Origin of the sequence: Psychrobacter aquaticus CMS 56, assembly GCF_000471625.1 — a bacterium.
Lineage (GTDB): Bacteria > Pseudomonadota > Gammaproteobacteria > Pseudomonadales > Moraxellaceae > Psychrobacter > Psychrobacter aquaticus.
The window spans coordinates 37,087-61,592 of the sequence record NZ_AUSW01000027.1 but is presented as its reverse complement, the minus strand read 5'-3'; the positions used below and the strand labels follow the sequence as shown (position 1 = coordinate 61,592).

The following is a 24,506-nucleotide window of genomic DNA, read 5'->3' as shown; positions in this document are numbered from 1 at the left end:
CCTTTACAAAGAGTATGGTCATGACTGTATCTGACTCAGCAACACCGCCTACTGGCTATATGAAAGCATTTTTTCAAAAGTATTTTATTGATGCGTTTACTGGTATGGCTTTAGGGCTATTTGTCACCTTGATTGCTGGGCTGATTATCTCGCAGATCGGTGGTTGGTTAGGTTTGCCAGCATTGGTGGCAGTTGGCAAGCTGGCATCGGTAATGATGGGTGCGGGTATCGGAGTGGGTATTGCTTATTACCTAAAGGCACCGACGCTGGTCATGCTCAGTTGTCTCGTGGCAGGTATGCTTGGTGCTCACTCTGAAGCATTGATGGCAGGGACGCTGTTTATGCCACAAGTAGGTGGACCTGCGACTTTTGTTGCCTTGCCTGGTAATCCGATCGGGGCGTATCTAACCGCTGTGTTTGCTTATCGCGCAGGTACTTGGGTCGCTGGCAAGACGAAACTTGATATTTTATTGGTGCCCTTATTGGTTTGTGCGGTTGCCTTATTGGTTTGTGCCTTACTTAATCCGCCAATCGTCGCTGCGGTCGCTGCCATCGGGCAAGGCATTCAAGCGGCCACTGAGTTGCAGCCATTACTAATGGGAATTGTGATAGCGGTGGTGGTTGGGATTTTGTTGACGTTACCGACGTCGAGTGCGGCTATTTGTATCACTATTGGGCTTGGTGGTGTGGCCGGCGGGGCGGCAGTCGTCGGTTGTGCAGCGCATATGATTGGCTTTGCTGTTGCCAGTTTTAAAGACAATGGCGTGAGTGGTGTGATATCACAAGGTCTCGGCACCAGCATGCTACAAATTCCTAATGTATTTAGAAAACCTTTAGTCATGTTACCGGCAGTTATTGCTAGCGCCATCGTTGGGCCTATCGCGACGGTAGGGTTTGGTTTGGCTTGTACGGCAACAGGTGCTGGCATGGGTACCGCTGGATTGGTTGGTGTATTTGGGGTCATTGAAGCGTCACAAGGAATCATGAGCACGACGCAGTTATGGACTGCTATTATTCTATTGATGTTTGTATTGCCCGCAATAATCGCGGGTTTGGTTGCTTATATAATGCGCCGTATGGGCTGGCTGGTCGCTGGTGACATGAAATTGCCTTAAGAGCTGTATGCTATGGTCAGTCCTAGATAAAATGGTTAAAAATATGGCAACGCGCTACTGAGATAAGTTTTCCTTGCTGGCTATGCCTGCGCAGACAGAGGCGGCGCACAATTTATCTCAGCAGCACTGTATGTATTTTAAGTGGTTTGGCTATATTTGGCCTGATTTGAATGGTCGTTATTGATTAATTAATTACCATGCAAAAGCCCAGCTATCATAAATAGCTGGGCTTGGTTATTTTAAGAGGCTACGATAGAACGTATTTATAGTTGATGAAAAATAATATCGATACAACACGTACTGCTGGTACAAATTTTTCTTGCTTGCTGTGCCTTCGCAGACAGATGCTGCAAAAAATTTACACCAGCAATACTGTAGCGACTTTAAAGTATTTCAATTATAGTTATGACGTGGCATTCGTTTTATTACCATGCTTAGTATTGCGTCGCGGTTTTAGTTTTCGAGACAGCTTAGTGACATCGTTTAGCACTTGACTATAATTCGATGGAAAGACACGCTGTACCGCATCCACTATTTTGGCATCATTGCCAATCAAGCAGCGCGCCTGATCGGTTGCAGCAGCGTGTAAAATAATCCAAGCGGCTTCACTGGCATCAAACTTTAACAACTTGTTAAAGCTTCTGATAGCTTTGTCGCCCGTATGCATGCCAACCTCACTAACACTGTCGTTACCGCGCGCACTATTAGCAATATTGGTTTTGATACCACCAGGATGGACGCAGGTTGCAGAGACGCCGCAGTGCTGAAGAATTAGCTCTTGACGCAAGCTCTCTGTAAAGCCGCGCACAGCAAACTTACTGGCGTTGTAAGCAGAGTAGGAGGGTTGAGCGGTCAAGCCAAATAAGCTTGAAATATTTATGATATGACCATGCTCTACAAACTGGCGTGTTTGGTTGTCGCTTCTACCTTTCTCATCATGAGCGATTTCGCTTTGCTTGACGCTATTTTTGATCAAGGGTAAAAATGCTTTGGTACCATAAACCACGCCCCAAAAATTGATATCCATTACCCATTCAAGCTCACTGATACTGCACCCTTCTATCGTTGAGTATAAAGCCACACCAGCGTTGTTAAAAATAAAGTTCACTTTACCGTGATCGCTTATCACGTTATCAGCCCACGCTTGCATGGCTGTATTGTCAGAGACATCAAGTACTGTCGTTGTGACTTTAATATCGTAACCGACCAGAAGTGCGTTGGTTTGTGCCAGCTGTTCGGCATTGATGTCAGATAGCGCAACATGACAGCCCATTTTTGCTAAATGAAGCGCAAGCTCGCGTCCCATACCAGAACCTGCACCAGTGATGGCAGCAACATGGTCGCGATAATAAGGCGCGATATCATGGCTTTGCGTATTTTGTGGAGAAAAAGGTAAGTGCTGACGTAATGGTATTGCCACGGCGGCAAGATGATTGAGCATAATAAACATTCCTTTGTTTAATAAATGACAGGTGATAGAGAGATTAGTAATACGGACATGCAAATCAAAATGAGGTAATTAAAATAGGTACATCTACCTTAGCATGATTCATATGACTGACAGATGGCAATTAATAAACGCAGCTGTCATTTAAATCGCTGAATTGGTAGCTGCTAAAATGGACATAAAAAAAGCGCCTTAGCATAGAATGCCAGACGCTTTTTTTAATATAGCCAATGAATAATCGCTAACTACATTGATCCAAGCAAAAATTAATCTAAAAAAGTCTTAAGCAATTTTAGGGATTTTGCCTTCATTAATCACTTCTACATCAACTAAGACAGTTTTGGCATCCTTCATAGAAGGCAGCTCGTACATGGTTTCAAGTAGAGCGTTTTCTACGATAGAACGCAAACCACGCGCCCCTGTTTTACGCTCCATGGCTTTTTTAGCAATGGCATCCAGTGCTTCTTGCGTAAAGCTAATCTCAGCGCCTTCCATGTCAAACAAGTATTTGTACTGTTTAACCAGTGCGTTTTTAGGCTCAGTAAGAATCTGTACCAATGCCTCTTCATCCAGTTCTTGTAATGCAGCAAGCACAGGCAAACGACCGATCAGCTCAGGAATCAGACCAAATTTGATCAAATCTTCTGGCTCAACTTGTTGCAGCAAATCTGAGCTACGACGACTGTCGTCTTTTGAGCTAACATCGGCATTAAAGCCAATGCCGCCTTTTTCCGTACGCTGCTGGATGACTTTATCAAGACCGGCAAACGCACCACCAACGATAATTAAGATATTGCTCGTATCGACTTGGATCAGCTCTTGCTGTGGATGCTTACGGCCACCATGTGGTGGGATCGCCGCAACCGTACCTTCGATAAGCTTTAGCAACGCTTGCTGTACGCCTTCGCCTGACACATCACGCGTGATAGAAGGGTTGTCGCCTTTTTTGCTGATTTTATCAATCTCATCAATATAGATGATGCCTTGCTCAGCTTTGCTCACATCATAATCTGAGGCTTGTAATAGCTTTTGGACGATGTTTTCAACGTCCTCACCGACATAACCTGCCTCAGTTAGAGTCGTGGCATCTGCCATGGCAAACGGTACATCAAGCAGACGCGCTAAGGTTTGCGCAAGCAGTGTCTTACCAGAACCAGTTGGGCCGATCAATAAGATGTTACTTTTGGCCAGCTCGACCATTGCATCGTCAGCACCAATTTTGACTTTTTTGCTGTCGCGAGCTAAGGTCTGGCTCACTTTGAGACGTTTATAATGGTTATAAACGGCAACAGCGAGGGCTTTTTTGGCAGCGTCTTGACCGATGACGTATTCATCAAGCTTGGCACGCAACTCTTTTGGCGTTGGCAGTTTTTTATTGACCCAAGAGGTATCAATCTCGCTATCATCATCGCCGTCTTCTGCACTGTCTGCGATTAAGTCGGTGCATAGCTCAATACACTCATTACAAATATTGGCATCGTCAGCGGCGATTAACTGCTGTACATCACTTTTGGCTTTGCCGCAAAACGAACAATGCGGGGTGTTATCTTCTGCCATAAAAGGCGCTCCTAAAATTTAAAACGTATCAATATTCTGATTGTGTGCATCAATGCCAAAGCAAATAGAGCTAAGGCATTTCATGCTTATCAAAGCTGCTATGTCGTAATTATAATGAGTCAGGGCGACGCTTTAATACTTCATCAACCAGACCGTATTCTTTTGCTTCATCGGCATCCAACCAATAATCACGCTCGACATCTTTTTCGATTTTTTCTACTGGCTGACCAGTACGCTCAGCTAAGATCTGATTTAAGCGCGCACGGGTTTTTAGAATTTCGCGCGCATTGATTTCGATGTCTGTCGCTTGACCTTGTGCACCGCCTGATGGCTGGTGAATCATCACACGAGCGTTGGCTAGCGCATAACGTTTACCTCTTTGGCCAGCAGCCAACAAGAATGAACCCATGCTATAAGCACCGCCCATACAGATGGTCGATACTTCAGGCTTGATGAAGTTCATGGTATCAAAAATCGCCAAACCTGCACTGACAGAACCGCCTGGTGAGTTGATATATAAATGAATGTCTTTATCAGGGTTTTCAGCTTCTAAAAATAACAGCTGGGCGACGATTAGGTTGGCCATATGGTCTTCGACTTGACCCGTCAAAAATATCACACGCTCACGCAACAGGCGTGAAAAAATATCAAACGAGCGTTCACCGCGCGCTGATTGTTCGACAACCATAGGAACTAACGCGCTCTGGGGTGCCGCTTGTGTGCTTTGCATTTCGTTATGTGCACTCATCAGCATATCAAAATGTGGGTTGGTAGTGATGCGATCATAATCTGTCATAAAAATGTCCTGTTTATAAGTACATAAAATAAAGGGGTAAAGGTTAGCGAACGCTTGAGGTTTTATTGGTGTTTATCATTATAACTATTGTTGCTGATTGATAACACGAACCAGAATCAATAGTATGATCTAGACGCCGCTAAAAATAATTGAGCTAATGGTAACTTTTTTATTGGGAAAATAGTAATTTTTTCATGTGAAAAATGACTTTCTATTAATACTCTAAGTGACTTCCTATTAATAAGGCGTCTGTCTACGTTTATCAAGGGTATTGCCCATAAACTATTTATAAAGGTATATAAACCCCAATAAAAATGCCCTAACGAAATGTTAGGGCATTTTGACAGTAATATTAGCAACGAATACCCATTACAGGCACATTACCAATTTACATCTTACTAAATTACATACCTTGCTGCTGTTGTTGCTGAGCAGCTAGCAAGTCTTGGTAGCTGACTTCTTTGTCAGTGACTTTACCTTGGCTGATCAAGTAATCTACTACTTGGTCTTCTAATACGACAGACTCAATGTTAGCGCGCTGCTGCTTGTCATTGGTGTAGTACTCGACCACTTCTGCTGGATCTTCGTAGTTTTCAGCCGCTTCTTTGATGAAAGTTTCAACGCGCTCTTGATCTACTTCTAAGCCTTTGGTATCGATAACACGGGCAACGATGATGCCAAGACGGGCTGCACGTAGCGCTTGCTCTTCAAATAGCTCATTTGGTAGCATGTCTTTGTCGAAGCTATCCGCATTGGCGCCGAACTGCTGAGAAAAACGTTGCATCATCATGTTGCGCTGACGCTCGATTTCTTGCTCTAGCATAGCGTTTGGTACGTCAAACTCGTTCTTTTCTAGCAACGCATCAAAAGTCGCTTGCTTCACTTGGCTACGCGCTGCGTTTTTGATTTCGCGTTCCATATTTTTGCGAACGTCATCTTTTAATTTCTCAACACCGCCTTCTTTTACGCCGAATAGCTCAAGGAACGCATCGTCGATTTCAGGCAATTTAGACTTTTCAACCAGTTTTAGGTTGATTTTGAACTGGGCTTCTTTACCAGCTAGGTTCTCAGCTTGGTAATCTTCTGGGAAAGTCACGTCGATGACTTTTTCTTCGCCAGCTTTCATGCCTTTGATGCCCGCTTCAAAGCCTGGGATCATCTGGTTGCTACCGATAACCAATTTGAAGTCTTCAGCTGAGCCGCCTTCGAATTTTTCACCGTCGATTGACCCTTCAAAGTCAAAAGTCACTTGATTGTCTTTGGCTGCCATGCCTTTTTTCTCAACGAATTCTTCACGTTGCTTTTGAAGGTTTTCGATCATGGTGTCGACGTCTTCTTCACTTACTTTAGCCGTGTGACGCTCAACTTCGATCTCATCGATGCCTTGCACGTCAACTTCTGGGAAGATTTCGACAGTGGCTTGATATACCAAGAAATCATCTTCAAGTTTTACATCGTCGATGTTAGGCATGCCAACCGCGCGGATGTCTTCAGATTTGATCGCTTCAAAAACGGTATCACGGATCACATCGTTGATGACTTCTTGCTGAATGCCCGCACCGTACTGAGAGCGGATGTGTGACATAGGGACGTTACCTTTACGGAAACCGTCAATCTTGGCAGTTTTCGCAACTTGGCGAATACGGCCTTCGACTTTGTTCTGAATTTTTTCAACGGGTACTTTAACCGTTAGTTGGGTTTCTTTATTAGATAGCTTGTTGGTTGTGACTTGTAAATCTGTAGCCATGTTCATTACACCTTTAGGATTAAGTAGTACGTTTGATTAATGAAATAGTACTTAGGGTTAAATGGTAATAGACAAACCGCGCCTCGACATATGGCCGTGTACGACGGGTTGCCGTTGGAATAAATAGGGGATAGTGATAGTACGCAATTCTAATGTCAGCACTAAGACAAAAATTCCAAACTGCTGATATTATAAAAGACCATCAAATATCAATAATAAACCGTAAATGGCCTGCATAATAACGCTTTTTGGTGACTTACACAGACAAATCACGGCTTCCAGCAAAATTTTAAAAGTAGAACAGTATAATCTATCTGTTTATTAAAGTAAAAATTATCTGTTTATCGTCAACTCACTTTGAATCTGCTACATTGTCGGTCTCGCTTAGAATAAGATTTGTGCATCTGCACCAAGCTTTAGGGGTTTTCTACAAAGGTAACTGTGACAATAATTGCTGAATCGCCTGCCCACGATGGCTGATACGGTTTTTGTCCGCAGCGCTTAGGCTTGCCGCACTGGCTTGTAAATCAGGCAACCAAAACAGCGGATCGTAACCGAAACCCCCGTCACCAAGCGGCGCTTCTAAAATCTCACCATGCCACAGACCTTGTGCGATAATCGGCAGGGGATCATCCGCATGGCGCACCATGGCTAGTACGCAAACAAACATACCTTGAATGGGTTGCTTACCGCGAATCGCCTGCAAATCCGTGACAAGCTTGGTGTTGTTTTTGGCATCGTTGCCGTGTTCGCCTGCATAGCGAGCAGAGTAGATACCGGGTGCATTACCTAATACTGGTACACATAATCCTGAGTCATCAGCAATGGCGGGCAATCCGCTGATACGGCTAGCATGTCGTGCTTTGATAATGGCATTTTCGACAAAGCTTAATCCGTCCTCAACCGCATCTTCGATACTCAGCTGACCTTGCGGGATGATCGTTACATTCAAATCCGCCTCAGCAAACAACCTGTTGAACTCAGCCAGCTTGCCTTTATTATTGCTGGCGAGTACCCACTGGTTATCTGATGTCGATTGAGTAGAGGGTAGAGAGGTACTGGTAGCGCTCATAATATCATTCCGTCATACGAGTGGTGATGGTTTGGGTAGTCTGTTGCTAGCTTTTGATAGTGGTAGTGGTGTTTATATGGATCAATTTCAATAGCCCTACAGCAATGACTGTTTATAGCTTTAAGATCATTGTCGCTATCAATAGATAAACCACCAGTTGCTATACAGATAGTATGGGTTATAACATTTGGTAACTGATATTGCTGGTTGCTTTTGCTATAATAGCCGACAAGCTACAGTGAATTATATCTTATGGCTTGTGAATATTAAGTTAATAAAAACACATAAAGTCAAACACTTGGCTTTTGGGCAAAAAATAATAGCTCAGTCAATTTTGGATTCATAATAATACGTGATATTGTGTTAAGCAATAAAGTGTATGAAGCGATAACATTCAATTCGAACAATAAACTCAGCCAATTTAGGTCGCTATTTTGTAGAATAAAAACAGTTTAAAATTTTTGTTTCTACAACTCAACGGCCAAAAACAGCAAGGATAAAATAATTATGTCACATATTACATTACCAGACCTACCATATGCAAAAGACGCACTAGAGCCACACATCAGTGCTGAAACGCTAGAATATCATCATGACAAGCATCATGCTGCTTATGTAAATAAGTTAAATGAGCTACTACCAGGTTCTGGTCTAGAAGACAAAACGTTGCCAGAAATCATCAAAGCGACTGCTAAAGATGACAGCAAGCAAGGTATGTTCAACCAAGCAGCCCAAGTATGGAATCACACGTTCTATTGGAACTGTATGACCCCAACCAATGGCGGCGGCGAACCTACTGGCGATCTACAAGCTAAAATCGAAGAAGATTTCGGTAGCTATGACAAGTTCCGTGAAGAGTTCAAAAACGCAGCATTGACTCAGTTTGGTTCAGGTTGGGCATGGCTAGTTGCTGATAAAGTCGGTGGCAAATTGTCTATCGCCAAAACAGCAAATGCTGATACACCATTGGCACATGACCAAGTAGCGGTATTGACTTGTGATGTATGGGAACATGCGTACTATGTTGATTATCGTAACCGTCGTCCTGACTATGTCGATACGTTCCTAGACAAGCTAGTGAACTGGGACTACGCAAACGCAAAATATAAAGGTCAAGACGCTGGCGTTGAAGAGTAATCTTTAACAATCTAGTATTTGATTCATAAAAAAGGACACCGCGAGGTGTCCTTTTTTTTGGTATGTGTTTTAATAAAAAAGGAGTGGGACAATAAAAATTCCACGGTAAGATAGCTGTGCCTGATACCTACTCTATGGGCTGGAACTTTAATGAGCACTTTCATGGTAAAGGCTACGCCAGCAAGCCCATCCATGATTTTATAGATAAAAATGGTCTTGATGGCGCTATAATACAGACGCGAACATAAAATATAGACAGGAGAATAGGGTGAATAAAGCACGCATCGTAGTACTTGCTACATTGACACTATCGGTGCTGAACCTATGCTTTATGATACTGAGCGTATTGACTAGGACGCGGGTATTTCCTGATTATTCACCGATGGTAATCACTTTATTCACGGTATTTTTGATCACCCTTGGGGTGCTTAGTGTGTGGCAACTGTTCGCGGGGCTAGACGGTCAGGTGATGCGCGGAAAAGTACTCTTACTGCTCGCGGTGGAGTATTTTGTGGTGTATGTGGCTGACATTACCAATATCTTTCCGCGCTCGGTCGCGCCAATGGGGCAGACGCTGTTTGCCATGGAGATGCTTGGCGCTTTGCTGGCGGTATTGCTGTTTGTTAGCGTAAGTCGGTATATTAAATCCGTGCCTACGCATAACTCTATGTAATAGGTTATGCAGTGATTGTGGCAATGGGGTGATTGGAATTTAATAACAAGGACACGACGAGGTCTCCTTTTTTTGAGTTTTTTAGGATATTAGACGTACTGTTTACCAGTTCAAGGCTTGCTTCTACTGGCTATCAAGTATTTTAATTCAGTAATTGATAGTGTCTTATCTCTTTCTCTGTGAACTACAGAATGACAGTTCGCACAAAGGGGAATGAGGTCAGTTTCTGGATCTATTGTTTTAGGCGCTTCAAATTCTGATACAGGAACTATATGATGAATATGGATAAATCCTTCAGCATATTCTCCATAAAAATCTCCAAAGTTAAATCCACAAGCAGAACAAGAGTTACCGTGAATGGCAATCGCTTGCTTTCTATATTTAGGATTTCTTTCGTACGTAGTTATATAGCGTTTTGATTTCTTGCCTTCACTTAAAGACTCAAGCGAATCCTGATAGTTTTCTATAATTTTATCTAAAATATAAGTCTTCTTTTGCTCTGAAACTTTATTAGGGCTGACTTTCGAGATAATAAGATGGTAAGTGTCTGCGTCGATAGCTCTTACTCCATCACGCCAATAATTGGATTTTCTCGACTCAGGAATTGTTTCTAGGTAATTTGAATTGTCTTTTGCTAAAACTGCTTCTTCAAATGGTATAAATTCAGTAATAGTAGCAAAAAAGTCATTTTTAATACTTTCTTTGTCTGGATAGGTTTTACCGATTTTAGCAAAAGCGAAATAGTGAGGAGCATCAGATAGTCTGTTTTTCGAGAAAGATTTATTTTTGAGAACTCCTTTATAGTAAATAATATTAGTGCCTGGCTCCAGATATTTTAAATATCTTTTGGGAAAGTGATAAAGGATACCGGTTTCATCAGCCCAAGCAGATTCATTATTTTCAGTTATTACCGTATACACTCTATTACTTCCTTATATTTCAAATTTAACAGTAGTATGACTTTTATAAAAATAGCTTAGTTATATCTATCAAAGCACTTCAAACCCAAACCCTCTTGCATTATCGCAATATTATAATAAGCATGCGCATTGACTGTGTTTTAAATATTCAATGTATGGTGCCACCGATCACGACTTATTCAACCATTTCCCAACCCTCACTTGTATCCACCATCGACTCATCAAACACCCTTTTAAAGCCCTGCTTAATTAGTTCAAAACGCGATGATTCAGTTTGGTTGTCAGGAGTCACCACAGGTGCTTCTATAGGTGTTATGGCTTGCCACTGCGTATTTTGATTGGATTTGTCGGCTAATACAAAACTAAAGAAAGCGGTGTCACTTGCCATCATACGCAAATCATCAACGACCAGCTGTTTGGTTGCGCCGCTAGCATTAGAAGCGGCGGGTAGCATTTGGAGGCGACATCCTGTCCAGTTACCGGAGAACCAATCAAGACGCTGGGCATAGGGTCGGCTTTGTGCTGGCATGTTTGCCCGTAGTGTCTGTGCGTTGTCGTACTGAGTCAGGTAGCGGTATTCAGGTAAGCGGCTATCTAAGACACTACTTCTTAATTCAATCAATCTATTTTGATCGTCTTCGGCAACGGTACGCCACATGAGTATCGTCGGTAGGACAGGCATGGTTTTGAGTCGTAGGGCGTCAATGCCAGCGGCAGCCAAGGTTCGCTCAGCTTGGGACTGTGCGTGGTATTTTAGTCCTAAGCCAAGCAGTAAATAACTACTACTGAGCAGTAGCATCCAAACCGCAAGGCGCTGACAATTGACCAGCAGTCCTGCCTTGAATACGGCAAGTTTGCTACCTTTGAAGAGTCCCACGATCACTGCTATCAGTAGCGGTAGGGTATAGAGTGGGTCGATAATGAATACCGACGCAATACTGATTGGGGTGATCTGAAAAGGGTCTTGTAGCGGCCAAAATAATTGTGTGCCGTAGACTGTAAAGCTGTCCAAGATAGGATGGGTGGTCAAAACTAACGTCATGGCGAGTGCTAAGCGCCGCGTTGAATAAGGCAACGGCATATCGCGCCATTGATGATAGCGACTAATCAGCCAAGCGCCTACGATACCCACTACAGTCAGGACGAGTAATGAATGACTAAAGCTGCGATGGTATGTCATGTCACTAATGGGATCGGGGTAGCTGATAAGTACATCCAAATCAGGTAGTGTGCCCAGTATCGCCCCGTATAGGTAAGCTTTGCGGCCCTGATATTTACCAAGTACTGCCCCTTGGACGCTAGCACCTAAGACGATTTGACTGAGTGAATCCATAGCGCTCTTATTAATTTAAGGGTTTAGATTAATTACAATATGTCAAAGTTATGCGCTGCCAACGCTTCTCGCAGCATCGCAATATTATAATAGGCAGGTGCATTGACGGTGTTTTGAAAGAAGACATATAGCGTATCAAAGTTCTGACGCTGATTGGCAATCGGCTCCAATGAAGGACGTTAAGGCAATAATAAAAGCCTGATAACCGTTATTTTAAGTAAATTTGATAACCAAAAAACGCATAAAATTAACAACGAGCCATCGCTTCAATGGCTTTTGCCACATCATTCAAGTAATCCTCATTGACACGTTGTCCTGTCACTACCATACGCCAGTAGATCAAACCTGCTATGGCATCACTCAACAGCTCAATATTGGCATCTGCTGGTATCTCTCCTCTTGCGATGGCACGAGTAAAAATTTTCTCAGCATGCCCGCGACGTTGCTGTTGTAAACGTCCGCGGATGGCATCAGTCAAATCGCTTGAGCGCCGCATCTCAGCATGCAAATCCGGTAAAATTCGACCGATAAGAGGATGACGTAATAACCGTCTTAATGTCAATAATGTCTCGTAGATATCACCATATAGTGAGCCGGTATCAGGCTCCACGATAAGCTCGATACCGATAGTCTCCATTCGCTCAACGACCATTGCAAATTTAGACGGCCAGCGTCGATATAGCGCCGCTTTTCCGACTCCAGCACGTTTGGCCACTTTTTCAAGGCGCAATGAACCATATCCGTTAATAGCCCATTCAGTAAACAGCGCCTGAGTGAGTGCCTCAGTAACGGCAGGTTGCATCACCGCCGCTCCTGACGGCGCACGTTTTTTTGTGCGGCTTTCTGTCGGATTATTTGGTTTAACGTCATCGCTATCAGAGGATTCATTCGAATCTTTTACAGAATCAGCTTGAAAATGCTTGTAATTTGTCAAAAGAAGGTTATCCTATATGGATGGAACGATATCGTTCCATCCTAAATGAGGTGAAATCATGAAAACAGGTCATAAACAAAATAACAATCTAGTTCCTGCATTCTCAACTATGATTGCTCAAGCGCTAGGTTCATCCTTAACCATTACTACCGAAAGTTTTGCAGAGATGTTCGCAGAAGACGGTGTCATGGAGTTTCCCTTTGCTCCACCAAGTATACCTGATGTTTTAAAAGGCAGAAGTGCGATTGCCAATCATCTTAAATGGCTACCTGAACTACTCACTATTGATTCATTCAGCGAGCCCCAAGTGTATCGAAGCGAGGATGGCAAAACGGTGATTCTTGAATTTGATTGTATTGGTAAAGCCACTGCAACAGGCAAGCCTTATAACCAACGTTATGTATCAGTCATTACGATGCACAATGGCAGAATACAACGCTACCGTGACTATTGGAATCCGCTAGTCGCGCTATCCATTATGGATAATGACACAGTGACTGCTACGTCTGATACAAAACGGGAGAGTACTCATGCGTGATACTATTTTAGTCACTGGTGGTACTGGAAAGACGGGTCGCCGTATTGTTCAGCAACTCGAAGCTCGTGCCATCCCTGTCAAAGCCGCATCACGTACCACTAATGCTCCAAACCGTGTGAGATTTGATTGGTACGATGCGACCAGCTTTGTAGCAGCACTAAAGGATGTAAGGAGCGTATATCTGATTGCGCCAGCCGATACCGTAGAGTCTCTAGATGCCATGCGTCCATTTCTTGAACAGGCAATTGCCGCAGGTGTAGAGCGATTTGTATTACTTAGTTCATCCTCAATTGAGCAGGGTGGCCCATTGATGGGGCAGGTACACGAGTGGCTCGCGCAGCAATCTGTGCCCTATACCGTACTGCGTCCTAGCTGGTTTATGCAGAATTTTTCTGAGTCTCAGCATCTGATGGGTATTTGTCATGCGGATATGATTCGTTCGGCGACGGATGATGGAAAAGTGGGATTTATCGATGCCGAAGATATCGCTACCGTTGCAGTAGAGGCGCTAACTGATCCAAATTTCTCGCATACTGAGTTGATACTGACGGGACCTGCGGCTATTAGTTATGATGAAGTCGCTCAGATTGTCAGTGATGCCATTGGTCGTCCTATCTCACACAAGCGATTAGATGCTCGTAAATTGGGTGAAATGTTTCGTGAAATGGGCGTAGCGGCTGACTTTGCTGACGTCCTTGTCCAGTTGGATATTGCGATTAGCGAAGGCGTAGAAAACCGTACTACTGATAATGTGCATACGGTGACGGGTAGAGAGGCGGGTAGCTTTGAGGCGTTTGCACAACGTGAAGCTGCGGTATGGAAAGTTGAATCCTAATATAGTATTACAACACCTCAAACTCGAATCTACCCAGCGCCTCTCTGAGCATCGCAATATTATAGTATGCATGCGCATTGACGGTGTTTTGAAAGAAGATATAAAGCGTATCAAAGTGCTGGCGCTGATTGGCGATCGCCTGCGCCCAGTCCTGCATTTCTGCCTCGTTATAGCGATAATCATGACGGTCGCTGGCGCTCATGGCATCCCACCAGTTTAGATTATTGCCGTGCATACGTAGGTAACCTGTGCGCTCAGTAAATATCAGCCGTGATGGCGGTAGGCCGCTCACTTTTGGATAATCAACGCTGCACCAAATCAAACCTTGCTCGCGAAAACTATCGACCACTTGCGGGGTGTGCCAACCATTGTGACGAAACTCAACGGCCAACGGATAGTCTTTAAACCAGCTGACAAGATTGGCAAGATAGAGACGATGCTCGCGTGTACGATCAAAGCCATGTGGGAACTGGAGTAATAATGGCGCTAAAGCATTTGCTTCGATAAGTGGCGATAGCGCATTCAAAAACGCTTGCGCGTGTTCGGCTGTGCCTTTACGCGCATGAGTAAAGTCTTGATGGAGTTTAACAGCAAATTTTAATTGGCTATTTGTTTGCACATACGCCTTGTCAACCATCCCAGCAAAGGCTTTTTGTCCGATGGGTGCGTAGAATGTGCTATTAATCTCGACCGCGCCGTATTGCTTGGCATACTCGCGCAAAAAGTCCGTTTTTTTGGTGCCAGTGGAATACAGCGTGCCGAGCAAGTCGGTATCGCTATAGCCACCAGTGCCAAGATAAATACGCGGGGTAGGGTTACTGTCCATGTCGACCACTCACTACCTTTTGGGGTAATAAAATTTGCTGATTTTTTTTATTCAGATGCTATTTGCTAAACTATTTTTTACGAGCCCATAGCCATTCTATTAATGCCAGTAAAGCATCGTTGTTTTGACTGTCGCTAAGCTCTCGACTGATGGCTGCGCGTCCATCCTCAAACAGTGACTGCGCATAGCTGGTCGCATCATCGACACCCATCAATTTTACATAGGTGGATTTGTCCAACTTTTCATCGCTACCTGCAGGTTTGCCAAGCATATCGGTGCTGGTGGTCACATCCAAGATATCATCTTGTACCTGAAAGGCAAGGCCAATATGCTGCGCGCATTCTTGCAATGCCATGCGCTGCGGGGCAGTAGCGCCCGCACAAATACCGCCCATAAGCATGGCCGCCTCAATTAATGCGCCTGTTTTGTCACGGTGAATGGCTTCTAAATTCTCTTGAGAGATGTCCGTACTGGCTTCTGCATTGAGATCGAGCATTTGACCCGACACCATACGCCGTGCACGCGGGGCAAATATAGCCAATAGCTGGCTTGCGATAGTTGCATCGAACGGCGCAAAGGTGGGCATCTCTGCGGTCAATACTTCAAAGGCGAGGGTCTGCAACACGTCTCCTGCCAGCAGCGCCGCCGCTTCATCAAAAGCGATATGACACGTCGGCTGCCCACGGCGTAGCTCGTCATCGTCCATACATGGCAAATCATCATGTACGAGTGAATAAGTATGCAACAGCTCCACCGCCAACGCCGCTCGCCGCGACATATCATAGTCTGAGTCGTTTTCTAACAATGAATCCAGATCAGAACTTAGCATGCTGTCAGGTTGAGGTGAGTGATTAGCAAAACTATCAAGAGTATCGACGCCGTCATTGTACTGGTCTGTACGTTCACTATTACTGCTATGGATACTGGCAAACGCACTGGCAACCAATAGTGGACGTACCAATTTGCCATGACCCGTCATCACATAGCGACAGGCATCGACCAGTGGGCTTGGTAGCTCGGCATAAGCAAATAGTACCTCGATATCGTGAGCCAATTGCGTACGCACAGCACCATGAAATTGCTCAGTGCTTTGAAAAGAGACAGAGTTAAAAGGTATAAAGCCAAAAGAGGTCGCGCTAGGAGTAGGGGAAACAGTCATAATCCAACCATTTATCAGGGACACAGTAAAGTTATCAGGGATACGCTAAAAACGGTATTAGTGTAGCATGATAGGTCATATCGCTTGTGTGAGACACCGTATCAATTGATTGTTTTTTGCATATTGTTATTTCGCTTTATCTGAAAATAGAGAAGTACAGCTGAAATAAGACCACAAGTCCTTACTACGCATTGGCAGTTTTACTCACTGGTTGAATATGTTTTGATAAAGGCGCAAGCTAAGTGAGCGACATTAATTGAATGACATCAACTGTTTATCATCTTTGAGATGGTGTTCATTGAAAACAAATAAGATAAATGCCTATAAGTGATTTAAGAGTGACTTGCGAGTATGGCATTAGCTTGTGACAGCTAGGGGTATAATCCCCTACACTAATTGACGTGATAACGGTCTGATGTTGACCTTACTGGGTTTTACTCAGGATAATGAATCATTCATGTTCAGTATTGGGCCTTGTCTTAGTCGTTATTTTTTACATCAGTATTTTTAGCAGTAGCATATAAATAAAGCGCCGTATGATTTTGTGGAAAAACTTTAAAATAAGTACATAGCAGTGAATACAAGATCATGAGCGCTGGATAATAAAGACATCTTTACTCGTGTGCTGGCTAGTTGGTCTTTACAACGAAACAGGCGCACAAGTGCTATTACCCATTTTACTAACAGTAACTGGCTATTTATTTTACTCTAAAACGTAGCTTTCGTTATATAGAAAGGAGTTTCAAATGGTATACCAAGGAAATCGCATCACGGTGACAATGCTAGAGGATGGCATCGCCAACATGCAGTACAACGCCGAAAATGAGAGCGTGAATAAGTTTGATGCCGAAACCAACAAACAGTTTGGTGAAGCCGTCAGCGCGTTGGAAAAAGCTGACGACGTAAAAGGTCTTATCGTCACCTCAGCCAAAAGCGTGTTTATCGCTGGTGCTGATATCACAGAGTTTGTGGGTTCTTTCAAAAAATCAGAAAGCGAGATCAAAGATTGGGTCATTCATGTCAATGACGCTTTTAATCGTTTTGAAGACCTGCCATTCCCAAAAGTTGCTGCCATTAATGGTGCGGCAATGGGCGGCGGCTGTGAGATGACATTGGTGTGTGAATACCGTGTCATGAGTGACAAAGCGATTATCGGTCTACCAGAAACTCAGCTGGGTATTTTCCCAGGTTTTGGTGGTACGGTGCGTAGTACTCGTATCATTGGTATCGATAATGCGCTTGAGCTTATCGCTACTGGCACACCAAAAAAACCGCTTGATGCACTAAAGCTTGGTTTGGTTGATGCAACCGTACCTGCTGATGACTTGCAAGATGCGGCGATTGATTTGGTCAAAAAATGTATCTCAGGTGAGCTTGATTGGAAAGCGAAACGCGAAGAAAAACTGGCTCCAGTGAAGCTAAACCAGCTTGAGCAAGCCATGGCATTCAACAGTGCCAAAGGTATGATCTTTGCCAAAGCCAATCCTAAGCAGTATCCAGCACCAGCACTGGCTATTGAAGCCATCGAAAAACATGTCAATTTACCTCGTGACAAAGCGATTGAAGTCGAAGCCGCTGGGTTTGCTAAAGCCGCTAAAACTCCGCAAGCAGAGAGCTTAGTTGGTTTGTTCTTAAACGATCAGTTGGTCAAAAAACTGGCCAAAAAACACAGCAAGCTTGCACATGACATCAATGAAGCCGCTGTACTAGGCGCTGGTATCATGGGCGGCGGTATCGCTTATCAGGCAGCCAGCAAAGGCTTGCCAATTATCATGAAAGACATTAAGTCTGAGCAATTAGACCTTGGTATGGGCGAAGCCAGTAAACTGCTTGGCAAAATGGTGGATCGCGGCAAGATGACCCCAACGCAAATGGGTGAAACGTTAAGCCGTATCCGTCCTACTTTGAATTATGGTGACTTTAGCGAGACTGATATTGTTATCGAAGCCGTCGTAGAAAATCCAAACGTGAAGCGCGCGGTGCTAAAAGAAGTAGAAGGCTTGGTAAAAGACGATTGTATCCTAGCGTCAAACACCTCAACCATTTCTATCACGTTCTTAGCTGAAGCGCTTGAGCGTCCAGAAAACTTCGTGGGTATGCACTTCTTCAATCCAGTACACCGCATGCCATTGGTAGAAGTGATCCGTGGTGAGAAATCCTCTGAGGAAGCCATCGCAACTACGGTTGCACTAGCTTCTAAAATGGGTAAAGTGCCAGTTGTGGTCAATGATTGCCCAGGTTTCCTTGTGAACCGTGTATTGTTCCCATACTTTGGTGCTTTTGACTTGTTACTTAAGCAAGGCGCTGACTTTGCTCATGTCGACAAAGTCATGGAAAAATTCGGCTGGCCAATGGGTCCTGCTTACTTAATCGACGTGGTTGGTCTAGATACGGGCGTCCATGGCGCAGAAGTCATGGCGGATGGTTTCCCTGATCGCATGAAGCCTGACTACAAAGGTGCCATTCAGCATCTGTATGAAAACAATCGCCTAGGTCAAAAGAACGGCGTTGGTTTCTATAAGTATGAAACCGACAGCCGCGGTAAGCCAAAGAAAACTGCTGACGACGCCACTTATGAGTTGCTACAGGCGACGAGTGACAGTGACAAGCAAACCTTTGATGATCAAGCGATTATCGATCGTACCATGCTGGCTTTCTGTAATGAAACTGTACGCTGCCTAGAAGACAACATCGTGAGCACGCCAAGCGAGGCCGACATGGCAATGATTATGGGTGTAGGTTTCCCGCCATTCCGCGGTGGCCCTTGCCGTTATGTCGATCAAATGGGTCTTGATAACTATTTGGCATTGTGTGAAAAATACGCACATCTTGGCAAAGCCTATGAAGCGCCGCAAAAGATTCGCGATATGGCCGCCGCAGGTGAGACTTTTTACTCAGTCGCTTAATGAACATACCGTATTAGGATAAGTGTGGTATGTCTGTCAAAAGAAGAATAGCAATGGATTTATCAATACTCTTTAATGACAGACGTATTGTTTTAGCTGGTTCACTTTAGATCTGACAGATGGTATTAAGCGTCAACGTGCATTGCATATCATGTCTTATCTTATACAAGATAAGTAAGTTATAGAGATGAAGTGGGCGACCTACACTGACAATAAAAATTGAAAAGGAAGATAGTATGACAACTTTAAGTCCAAATGATGTGGTCATCGTAGATGGCGTGCGCTCGGCAATGGGCAAAACTAAAAACGGTATGTTCCGTCATGTACGTGCTGACAATATATCTGCTGAATTGGTTCGTGCCTTGGTAGAACGTAATGACTTTGATACCAATGACGTCGAAGATATTATCTGGGGTTGTGTCAACCAGACGCTAGAGCAAGGTTTAAACATCGGTCGCAACATTGGTTTGTTAGCTGGTATTCCAAAAACCGCTGGTGGCCAGACTGTCAACCGTCTGTGTGGTTCTTCTATGCAGGCGCTACATACCGCTGCTGCGCAAATCATGACCAACCAAGGTGATGTCTTTATCATCGGCGGTGTCGAGCACATGGGCCACGTAGGCATGATGCACGGTGTTGATTTGAACCCTGCGGCTTCCAAGCACTATGCAAAAGCCTCAAACATGATGGGCTTGACCGCTGAAATGCTCGGCCGTATGAACAACATCACGCGCGAAGAGCAAGATGCTTTTGGTCTTGAGTCACATCGCCGTGCATGGGCTGCGACTACTGAAGGTCGTTTCGACAATGAAATCATCGGTATCGAAGGTCATGATGCTGCTGGTCGCTTGCAACTGTGCACCGTTGATGAAGTGATTCGTCCAGATGCCACGATGGAGCAAATGCGCAATCTACGTCCAGCGTTTGATCCAAAAGGCGGTACGGTGACTGCGGCAACCTCATCTGCACTATCTGATGGTGCGGCAGCCATGCTAGTCATGAGCGCGCAAAAAGCCAAAGACTTAGGTCTAAAGCCACGCGCTCGTATTCGTAGCATGGCCGTCGCTGGTTGTGATGCTGCTATCATGGGCTACGGCCCTGTACCTGCCACACAAAAAGCCCTAAAACGTGCTGGCATGAGTATCGGTGATATGCAAACCATCGAACTAAATGAAGCGTTTGCTGCTCAAGGCTTGTCAGTACTTAAGGCACTGAACTTGACTGATAAGCAAGACATCGTAAACATTAACGGTGGCGCGATTGCGCTAGGTCATCCACTAGGATGTTCAGGTGCTCGTATCACAGTGACCTTGCTAAATGCAATGGAGCAATCAGATACAGAAATCGGTCTAGCGACGATGTGTATTGGCCTTGGCCAAGGTATCGCAACGATCATTGAACGTGTTTAAATTTTTGTATCGCTAGCCAGTTTTTAATATTTAACGATCGTAAATATTTTAATAAAAAAGAGCCTCTAGTCATCATGACTGAACTGCCCCCCCATAAGTTGGACACAACTTATGGGGTATTTTTATGCGTTACAACATAGACTTTAAACTCAAGATCATCGCATACTACAGGCGAGGACATACTGGCGTCGCGACAGCAAAGAAGTTTAAACTTGATAAAAAGATAGTATCTAAGTGGATTTACCAATACCAAAACGGCGGCATAGATGCAATTAAGCCTAAGGCCAATAAAACTAAATACAGTAGCGAGTTTAAACACCAAGTGATCATGGTCATGTTAGAGCAAGGCTTAAGTCAATCTGAGACTGCTCTTAAATTTAACATCAGCTCACCTGCGCTCATCAGTCACTGGCACAAAGCGTATAGGCTTTATGGTATGTCTGGACTCACTCCTAAACATAAAAGTAGAGGCGCCATGAGCAAGCCCATGATCACAAACAAACCAGATAATGAAAAGAGTCTTGCTGAATTGAAGCGCGAGAATGAATACTTGCGTGCGGAGGTTGCCTACTTAAAAAAGCTCGATGCCTTGCTCAAAGCGGAGGAACAAGCAGACAGAAAGCAAGGCTCATCGAAGCGCTAAGAGATGACTGCTGTTTATCTGACTTACTTAAAGTCTCAGGTATGCCTAAAAGCGTCTTTTATTATCAGAGAGCAAAGCTTGAGAGTGACGACAAATACGCTGAGTTGAAGCTACGTATTGCTACGCTGTATCATCAGCATAAAGGCAGGTATGGCTATCGTAGAATAACGGCCGCATTAAAGCCGGTAGGGGTTCATCACAATCATAAGCTCATTGCTAAGCTTATGCGTCAAATGACGCTTAGCGCAAAGATAAGGCGCAAGAAGTACCGCTCCTATAAAGGGGTACAAGGCAAGATAGTGAAGAATCACTTAAAACGTCTGTTTCATGCAGATCAACCACATAAGCGCTGGCTCACCGACATTACTGAGTTTAAGGTAGGTGACAGTAAGCTGTATTTATCGCCCATACTCGATTGTTATAACAATGAGGTCGTCAGTTATACGATCTCAAGAAGGCCAACTTATGATTTGGTGAGTCAAATGCTAGATTGTGCATTAACAAAAACTAAAGCGTGTCGGGATAAGAGGTTAATGCTGCACTCGGATCAAGGATGGCATTACCAAATGGCGCAGTTTAGCGCTACACTTAAGTATCATGGTATTAAGCAAAGCATGAGTAGAAAAGGCAACTGCTTGGATAATGCGCTCATGGAGGGGTTCTTCGGTACATTAAAGTGTGAGACCATTTATATTGAAAAACCTCAAACCATTGAGCAGTTAGAGCAACAAATCCATGAGTACATTCATTATTACAACAATGAGCGTATTCAATTGAAACTAAAAGGACTGAGCCCTGTGCAGTACAGAACTCAGTCCTTAGATTAAAATAAACCGTCCAAGTTTCGGGGGTCAGTTCAGACTGGGGGTTTTTTATTGAGTAAATTAAAGCGGTTTGGAAGCGCATAATACTGATAAATTTTTATTAAAAATTATCTCCATTGACGTATCCACCAAACTATGACTAAATAAGAGTAAGCTGATTCAAGACACTATTCATGATAATTCTAAAGTAGCTTTTAATAATAAATGTCAGCCGTACAAGGAGTGTACTATGTCTACTACAATTACCGACCGCACTTATCGAATCGCTCGTGAAAACACGCAAGCGATGATTATCGATGTACAAGAACGCTTAACACCGCACATCTATGATCACGAAAATATCATCAAAAAAACAGTGACGCTTATCAAAGGTCTACAAGCGCTTGGTATCCCCATCATGCTCAATGAGCAATATAAAAAAGGATTGGGCGATACCTTGCCCGAGATACGTGATGTACTAGAAGGTGACAACAAAAAAAGCTTTGAAAAAGTCACGTTTAGTGCCTGCGATAATAACGACACATGGCATCATTTAGCGCAGCAGAATCGTAGCACTATTTTATTATTGGGGGTCGAGGCGCACGTTTGCGTGTTACAAACCGCACTTGATTTGCTTGATAATGGGATGCAGCCCGTCATTATTGGTGATGCTGTTGGTTCGCGTTTCTCCTATGATAAAAAACAAGCCATTCGCCGTATTCGCCGTGCCGGTGGAGTAATTACGACAGTAGAAACCATTCTGTTTGAATTGTGCCGCAGTAGCGAAGACCCAGCGTTTAAAACCATTAGTAATTTAATCAAATAGCGGGTTTAACCCATTTCAGTAGATTTAAACGAGATAGCGCTTTGTAAGATAAGCGCTATTTTTTTTAGCCATAACAGTGATTTTTAAAACTACCAAAGAATCAGAGAGAAGTATGTCTTCAAACACGCCTATGTCATTAACGAATCCAAAAGCCGTTTCAACTATCGATATAGATGATATCACTCATTTTTTACTAGAATTAGATGCCCTAAAACGTGTGAATCGCCGCAGCTATGTGACAAATACCACTCGTAAAGAAAACTCTGCCGAACATTCTTGGCACTTAGCCATGGCGTGCTGGTCAATCGCTGAGTTATTTGAATTGGATATCAATCACGAAACACTGCTAAAGATGGCTCTGGTACATGATTTGGGTGAGATCGATGCGGGTGATACTTTTTTATATGCCAATGTACGTAGTGATGCCCATATTGAAGAGCGCTCTGGTATCGCCAGATTGCAGTGTGAACGGGGCAATGGCATTAGTGAGCTAAGCGCAATTTGGGAGGCGCAAGAGACAGGCAGCAGTAAAGAGGCTCAGCTGCTTAGGGTCGTTGATCGCTTATTGCCATTTTTGCTAAACATAAATACCAATGGTAAAACATGGATTGAGCTTGGGGTCACACGTACCCAAGTCGCGAGTGCTCATGTCTTTATTAAAGAAAGCTTCCCTTCTATTCATGATTGGCTCTCAAAAAATATTGAGTACGCAACCGAGCGAGGATGGCTGATTAATGCGTGATTCTAAGTAAATAACAGACAATAAAAAGCCCAGTCAAACGTCATTATTCACGTTTAACTGGGCTTTTATTTTTTATTATGCCAGAGAAAAGTTACGGTTTAGTGATACCCAGCAACTGTCCCATTTTTATCACGCTATTGGCGTGCATGCTTGCTTGCCAGTCCGCTTGTGCGGCTTTTGGCAGCAGGATAATGGCAGTAGACCCTAAATAAAAACGTCCAAGCTCATCACCTGCTGCAAAGTCCATATCATGATCGGCTTCTTGTATGTCATCGGTACGAGTGATCTTACCAGTCGCTACGGTTTCGATGCCAGCGACAATCATAGCGCCAACCATCACCACGGCAGCTTTACCATATTTGGTATCAAACATACACACCAAACGCTCGTTACGGGCAAATAGGTCAGGTACATTGGCAGCAGTGGTATTATTGACCGAAAACAGCGTACCCGGTACGTAGCGTGTCTTGGTCAACGTACCCGCAAATGGCATGTGGACGCGATGATAATTGCTTGGTGCCAGATAAACAGTGGCAAAACTGCCATCGGCAAAATAGCTACCATCTTCGCTATCGGCAAGCAGTTGCCCGACATCATAGTGACGACCTTTGGCCTGTAGCAATTTATGATCTTCGATTTGTCCGAGCTGAGAGATGATACCGTCAGCAGGACTAACGATGCCGTTGACAGTGGCATCGATCGGGCGAGCGTCTTCTTTTAGCTCACGTGTAAAAAAGTCATTGAAACTCTCATACGCATTCAGACTTTGGCGCTCATACTCATCGAGACTGACGTTGTAGGCTTTGGCAAAGCCACGGATAAATGCCCGTTTGACATATGGATGACGGCTGGCAGCCAAACGCCCAGCGACTTTACTCAGTTGCTGCTGCGGGACAAGCTGTTGTAAGGTGGTGAATAAATTCATAGTAAGGCGACCAAAATAAAGTTTGAGGTAATAGAGCATGTTTGATAATTCAACCATGGCACTGACAGAGACTATTTTTTAGGCGATTCGAAGGTAAAAATAGTGAGTATAGTCATTCTATACGTCTATTTTTAGCAATGAAGCGGCAAAAAAGAGTCCTGTC

General features: G+C 44.0%; 24 protein-coding genes. 12 read left to right on the top strand and 12 right to left on the bottom strand.

The window, feature by feature from the left end; translation table 11 throughout:
- The first annotated feature begins 20 nt into the window (after positions 1-20).
- Positions 21-1,115, top strand: coding sequence for a PTS transporter subunit IIC (locus tag M917_RS07575; RefSeq protein ID WP_021814216.1), 1,095 nt, complete (start codon positions 21-23; stop codon positions 1,113-1,115).
- A gap of 403 nt (positions 1,116-1,518) precedes the next feature.
- On the opposite strand, the gene M917_RS07570 is transcribed toward M917_RS07575, so the two are convergent.
- The 5 genes from M917_RS07570 to rdgB all read right to left on the bottom strand — a co-directional run bounded on the left by M917_RS07570 (position 1,519) and on the right by rdgB (position 7,734).
- Complete coding sequence (locus M917_RS07570) at positions 1,519-2,556, bottom strand: SDR family NAD(P)-dependent oxidoreductase (protein ID WP_021814215.1); 1,038 nt, start codon at positions 2,554-2,556, stop codon at positions 1,519-1,521.
- A gap of 288 nt (positions 2,557-2,844) precedes the next feature.
- Positions 2,845-4,119 (bottom strand): ATP-dependent protease ATP-binding subunit ClpX, encoded by a 1,275-nt coding sequence (gene clpX / locus M917_RS07565; protein ID WP_021814214.1) that lies wholly within the window; start codon positions 4,117-4,119, stop codon positions 2,845-2,847.
- A 109-nt stretch (positions 4,120-4,228) separates the two neighbouring features.
- On the bottom strand, positions 4,229-4,867 hold the full coding sequence (clpP, locus tag M917_RS07560) for an ATP-dependent Clp endopeptidase proteolytic subunit ClpP (RefSeq protein ID WP_319802566.1): 639 nt from the start codon (positions 4,865-4,867) through the stop codon (positions 4,229-4,231).
- A 451-nt stretch (positions 4,868-5,318) separates the two neighbouring features.
- Complete coding sequence (tig, locus tag M917_RS07555) at positions 5,319-6,662, bottom strand: trigger factor (RefSeq protein ID WP_021814212.1); 1,344 nt, start codon at positions 6,660-6,662, stop codon at positions 5,319-5,321.
- Between the two features lie 427 nt (positions 6,663-7,089).
- Positions 7,090-7,734 (bottom strand): RdgB/HAM1 family non-canonical purine NTP pyrophosphatase, encoded by a 645-nt coding sequence (rdgB, locus tag M917_RS07550; protein ID WP_021814211.1) that lies wholly within the window; start codon positions 7,732-7,734, stop codon positions 7,090-7,092.
- A 507-nt stretch (positions 7,735-8,241) separates the two neighbouring features.
- Here rdgB and M917_RS07545 point away from each other — a divergent pair.
- The 3 genes from M917_RS07545 to M917_RS07540 all read left to right on the top strand — a co-directional run bounded on the left by M917_RS07545 (position 8,242) and on the right by M917_RS07540 (position 9,544).
- On the top strand, positions 8,242-8,871 hold the full coding sequence (locus M917_RS07545) for a superoxide dismutase (RefSeq protein ID WP_021814210.1): 630 nt from the start codon (positions 8,242-8,244) through the stop codon (positions 8,869-8,871).
- 116 nt (positions 8,872-8,987) lie between these two features.
- Complete coding sequence (locus tag M917_RS14510) at positions 8,988-9,119, top strand: hypothetical protein (RefSeq protein WP_021814209.1); 132 nt, start codon at positions 8,988-8,990, stop codon at positions 9,117-9,119.
- 20 nt (positions 9,120-9,139) lie between these two features.
- Positions 9,140-9,544: a hypothetical protein gene (locus M917_RS07540; RefSeq protein WP_021814208.1), complete on the top strand. Its 405-nt coding sequence runs from the start codon at positions 9,140-9,142 to the stop codon at positions 9,542-9,544.
- 110 nt (positions 9,545-9,654) lie between these two features.
- Here the strand turns inward: M917_RS07540 and M917_RS07535 are convergent, their stop codons facing one another.
- The 4 genes from M917_RS07535 to M917_RS07525 form a co-directional block, all read right to left on the bottom strand.
- Positions 9,655-10,464 carry an HNH endonuclease gene (locus M917_RS07535; protein ID WP_021814207.1) on the bottom strand — a complete coding sequence of 270 codons (810 nt, stop codon included), beginning with the start codon at positions 10,462-10,464 and terminating at the stop codon, positions 9,655-9,657.
- Between the two features lie 175 nt (positions 10,465-10,639).
- The gene (locus tag M917_RS07530; protein WP_021814206.1) at positions 10,640-11,797 is read right to left on the bottom strand and encodes a metal-dependent hydrolase; all 1,158 of its coding nucleotides are present in this window, start codon (positions 11,795-11,797) and stop codon (positions 10,640-10,642) included.
- A gap of 32 nt (positions 11,798-11,829) precedes the next feature.
- Positions 11,830-11,967 carry a hypothetical protein gene (locus M917_RS14115; protein ID WP_021814205.1) on the bottom strand — a complete coding sequence of 46 codons (138 nt, stop codon included), beginning with the start codon at positions 11,965-11,967 and terminating at the stop codon, positions 11,830-11,832.
- A gap of 77 nt (positions 11,968-12,044) precedes the next feature.
- Entirely contained in the window at positions 12,045-12,731 is a 687-nt protein-coding gene (locus M917_RS07525; RefSeq protein WP_021814204.1) for a TetR/AcrR family transcriptional regulator, read from the bottom strand.
- Positions 12,732-12,789: 58 nt separating this feature from the next.
- Between M917_RS07525 and M917_RS07520 the strand changes: the two genes are divergently transcribed.
- On the top strand, positions 12,790-13,269 hold the full coding sequence (locus M917_RS07520) for a nuclear transport factor 2 family protein (protein WP_021814203.1): 480 nt from the start codon (positions 12,790-12,792) through the stop codon (positions 13,267-13,269).
- Complete coding sequence (locus M917_RS07515; protein ID WP_021814202.1) at positions 13,262-14,104, top strand: ergot alkaloid biosynthesis protein; 843 nt, start codon at positions 13,262-13,264, stop codon at positions 14,102-14,104. The genes M917_RS07520 and M917_RS07515 overlap by 8 nt, the downstream gene beginning before the upstream one ends.
- A gap of 7 nt (positions 14,105-14,111) precedes the next feature.
- On the opposite strand, the gene M917_RS07510 is transcribed toward M917_RS07515, so the two are convergent.
- Positions 14,112-14,930: a DUF72 domain-containing protein gene (locus tag M917_RS07510; protein WP_021814201.1), complete on the bottom strand. Its 819-nt coding sequence runs from the start codon at positions 14,928-14,930 to the stop codon at positions 14,112-14,114.
- Positions 14,931-15,000: 70 nt separating this feature from the next.
- Positions 15,001-16,089 carry a polyprenyl synthetase family protein gene (locus M917_RS07505; protein WP_021814200.1) on the bottom strand — a complete coding sequence of 363 codons (1,089 nt, stop codon included), beginning with the start codon at positions 16,087-16,089 and terminating at the stop codon, positions 15,001-15,003.
- A gap of 746 nt (positions 16,090-16,835) precedes the next feature.
- On the opposite strand from M917_RS07505, the gene fadB reads away from it, so the two are divergent.
- The 6 genes from fadB (at position 16,836) to M917_RS07475 (ending at position 23,418) form a co-directional block, all read left to right on the top strand.
- Positions 16,836-18,995, top strand: a complete 2,160-nt coding sequence (gene fadB / locus M917_RS07500; RefSeq protein ID WP_021814199.1) for a fatty acid oxidation complex subunit alpha FadB — start codon at positions 16,836-16,838, stop codon at positions 18,993-18,995.
- Positions 18,996-19,231: 236 nt separating this feature from the next.
- Complete coding sequence (gene fadA, locus M917_RS07495; protein WP_021814198.1) at positions 19,232-20,404, top strand: acetyl-CoA C-acyltransferase FadA; 1,173 nt, start codon at positions 19,232-19,234, stop codon at positions 20,402-20,404.
- A 124-nt stretch (positions 20,405-20,528) separates the two neighbouring features.
- Complete coding sequence (locus tag M917_RS07490; protein WP_021814197.1) at positions 20,529-21,047, top strand: helix-turn-helix domain-containing protein; 519 nt, start codon at positions 20,529-20,531, stop codon at positions 21,045-21,047.
- Entirely contained in the window at positions 20,951-21,874 is a 924-nt protein-coding gene (locus M917_RS07485) for an IS3 family transposase (RefSeq protein WP_152513965.1), read from the top strand. The genes M917_RS07490 and M917_RS07485 overlap by 97 nt, the downstream gene beginning before the upstream one ends.
- 226 nt (positions 21,875-22,100) lie before the next feature.
- Positions 22,101-22,676: an isochorismatase family protein gene (locus M917_RS07480; RefSeq protein WP_021814195.1), complete on the top strand. Its 576-nt coding sequence runs from the start codon at positions 22,101-22,103 to the stop codon at positions 22,674-22,676.
- 112 nt (positions 22,677-22,788) lie between these two features.
- Positions 22,789-23,418 (top strand): HD domain-containing protein, encoded by a 630-nt coding sequence (locus M917_RS07475; RefSeq protein ID WP_021814194.1) that lies wholly within the window; start codon positions 22,789-22,791, stop codon positions 23,416-23,418.
- A 91-nt stretch (positions 23,419-23,509) separates the two neighbouring features.
- On the opposite strand, the gene asd is transcribed toward M917_RS07475, so the two are convergent.
- On the bottom strand, positions 23,510-24,343 hold the full coding sequence (gene asd, locus M917_RS07470; protein ID WP_040642304.1) for an archaetidylserine decarboxylase: 834 nt from the start codon (positions 24,341-24,343) through the stop codon (positions 23,510-23,512).
- Positions 24,344-24,506: the final 163 nt, after the last annotated feature.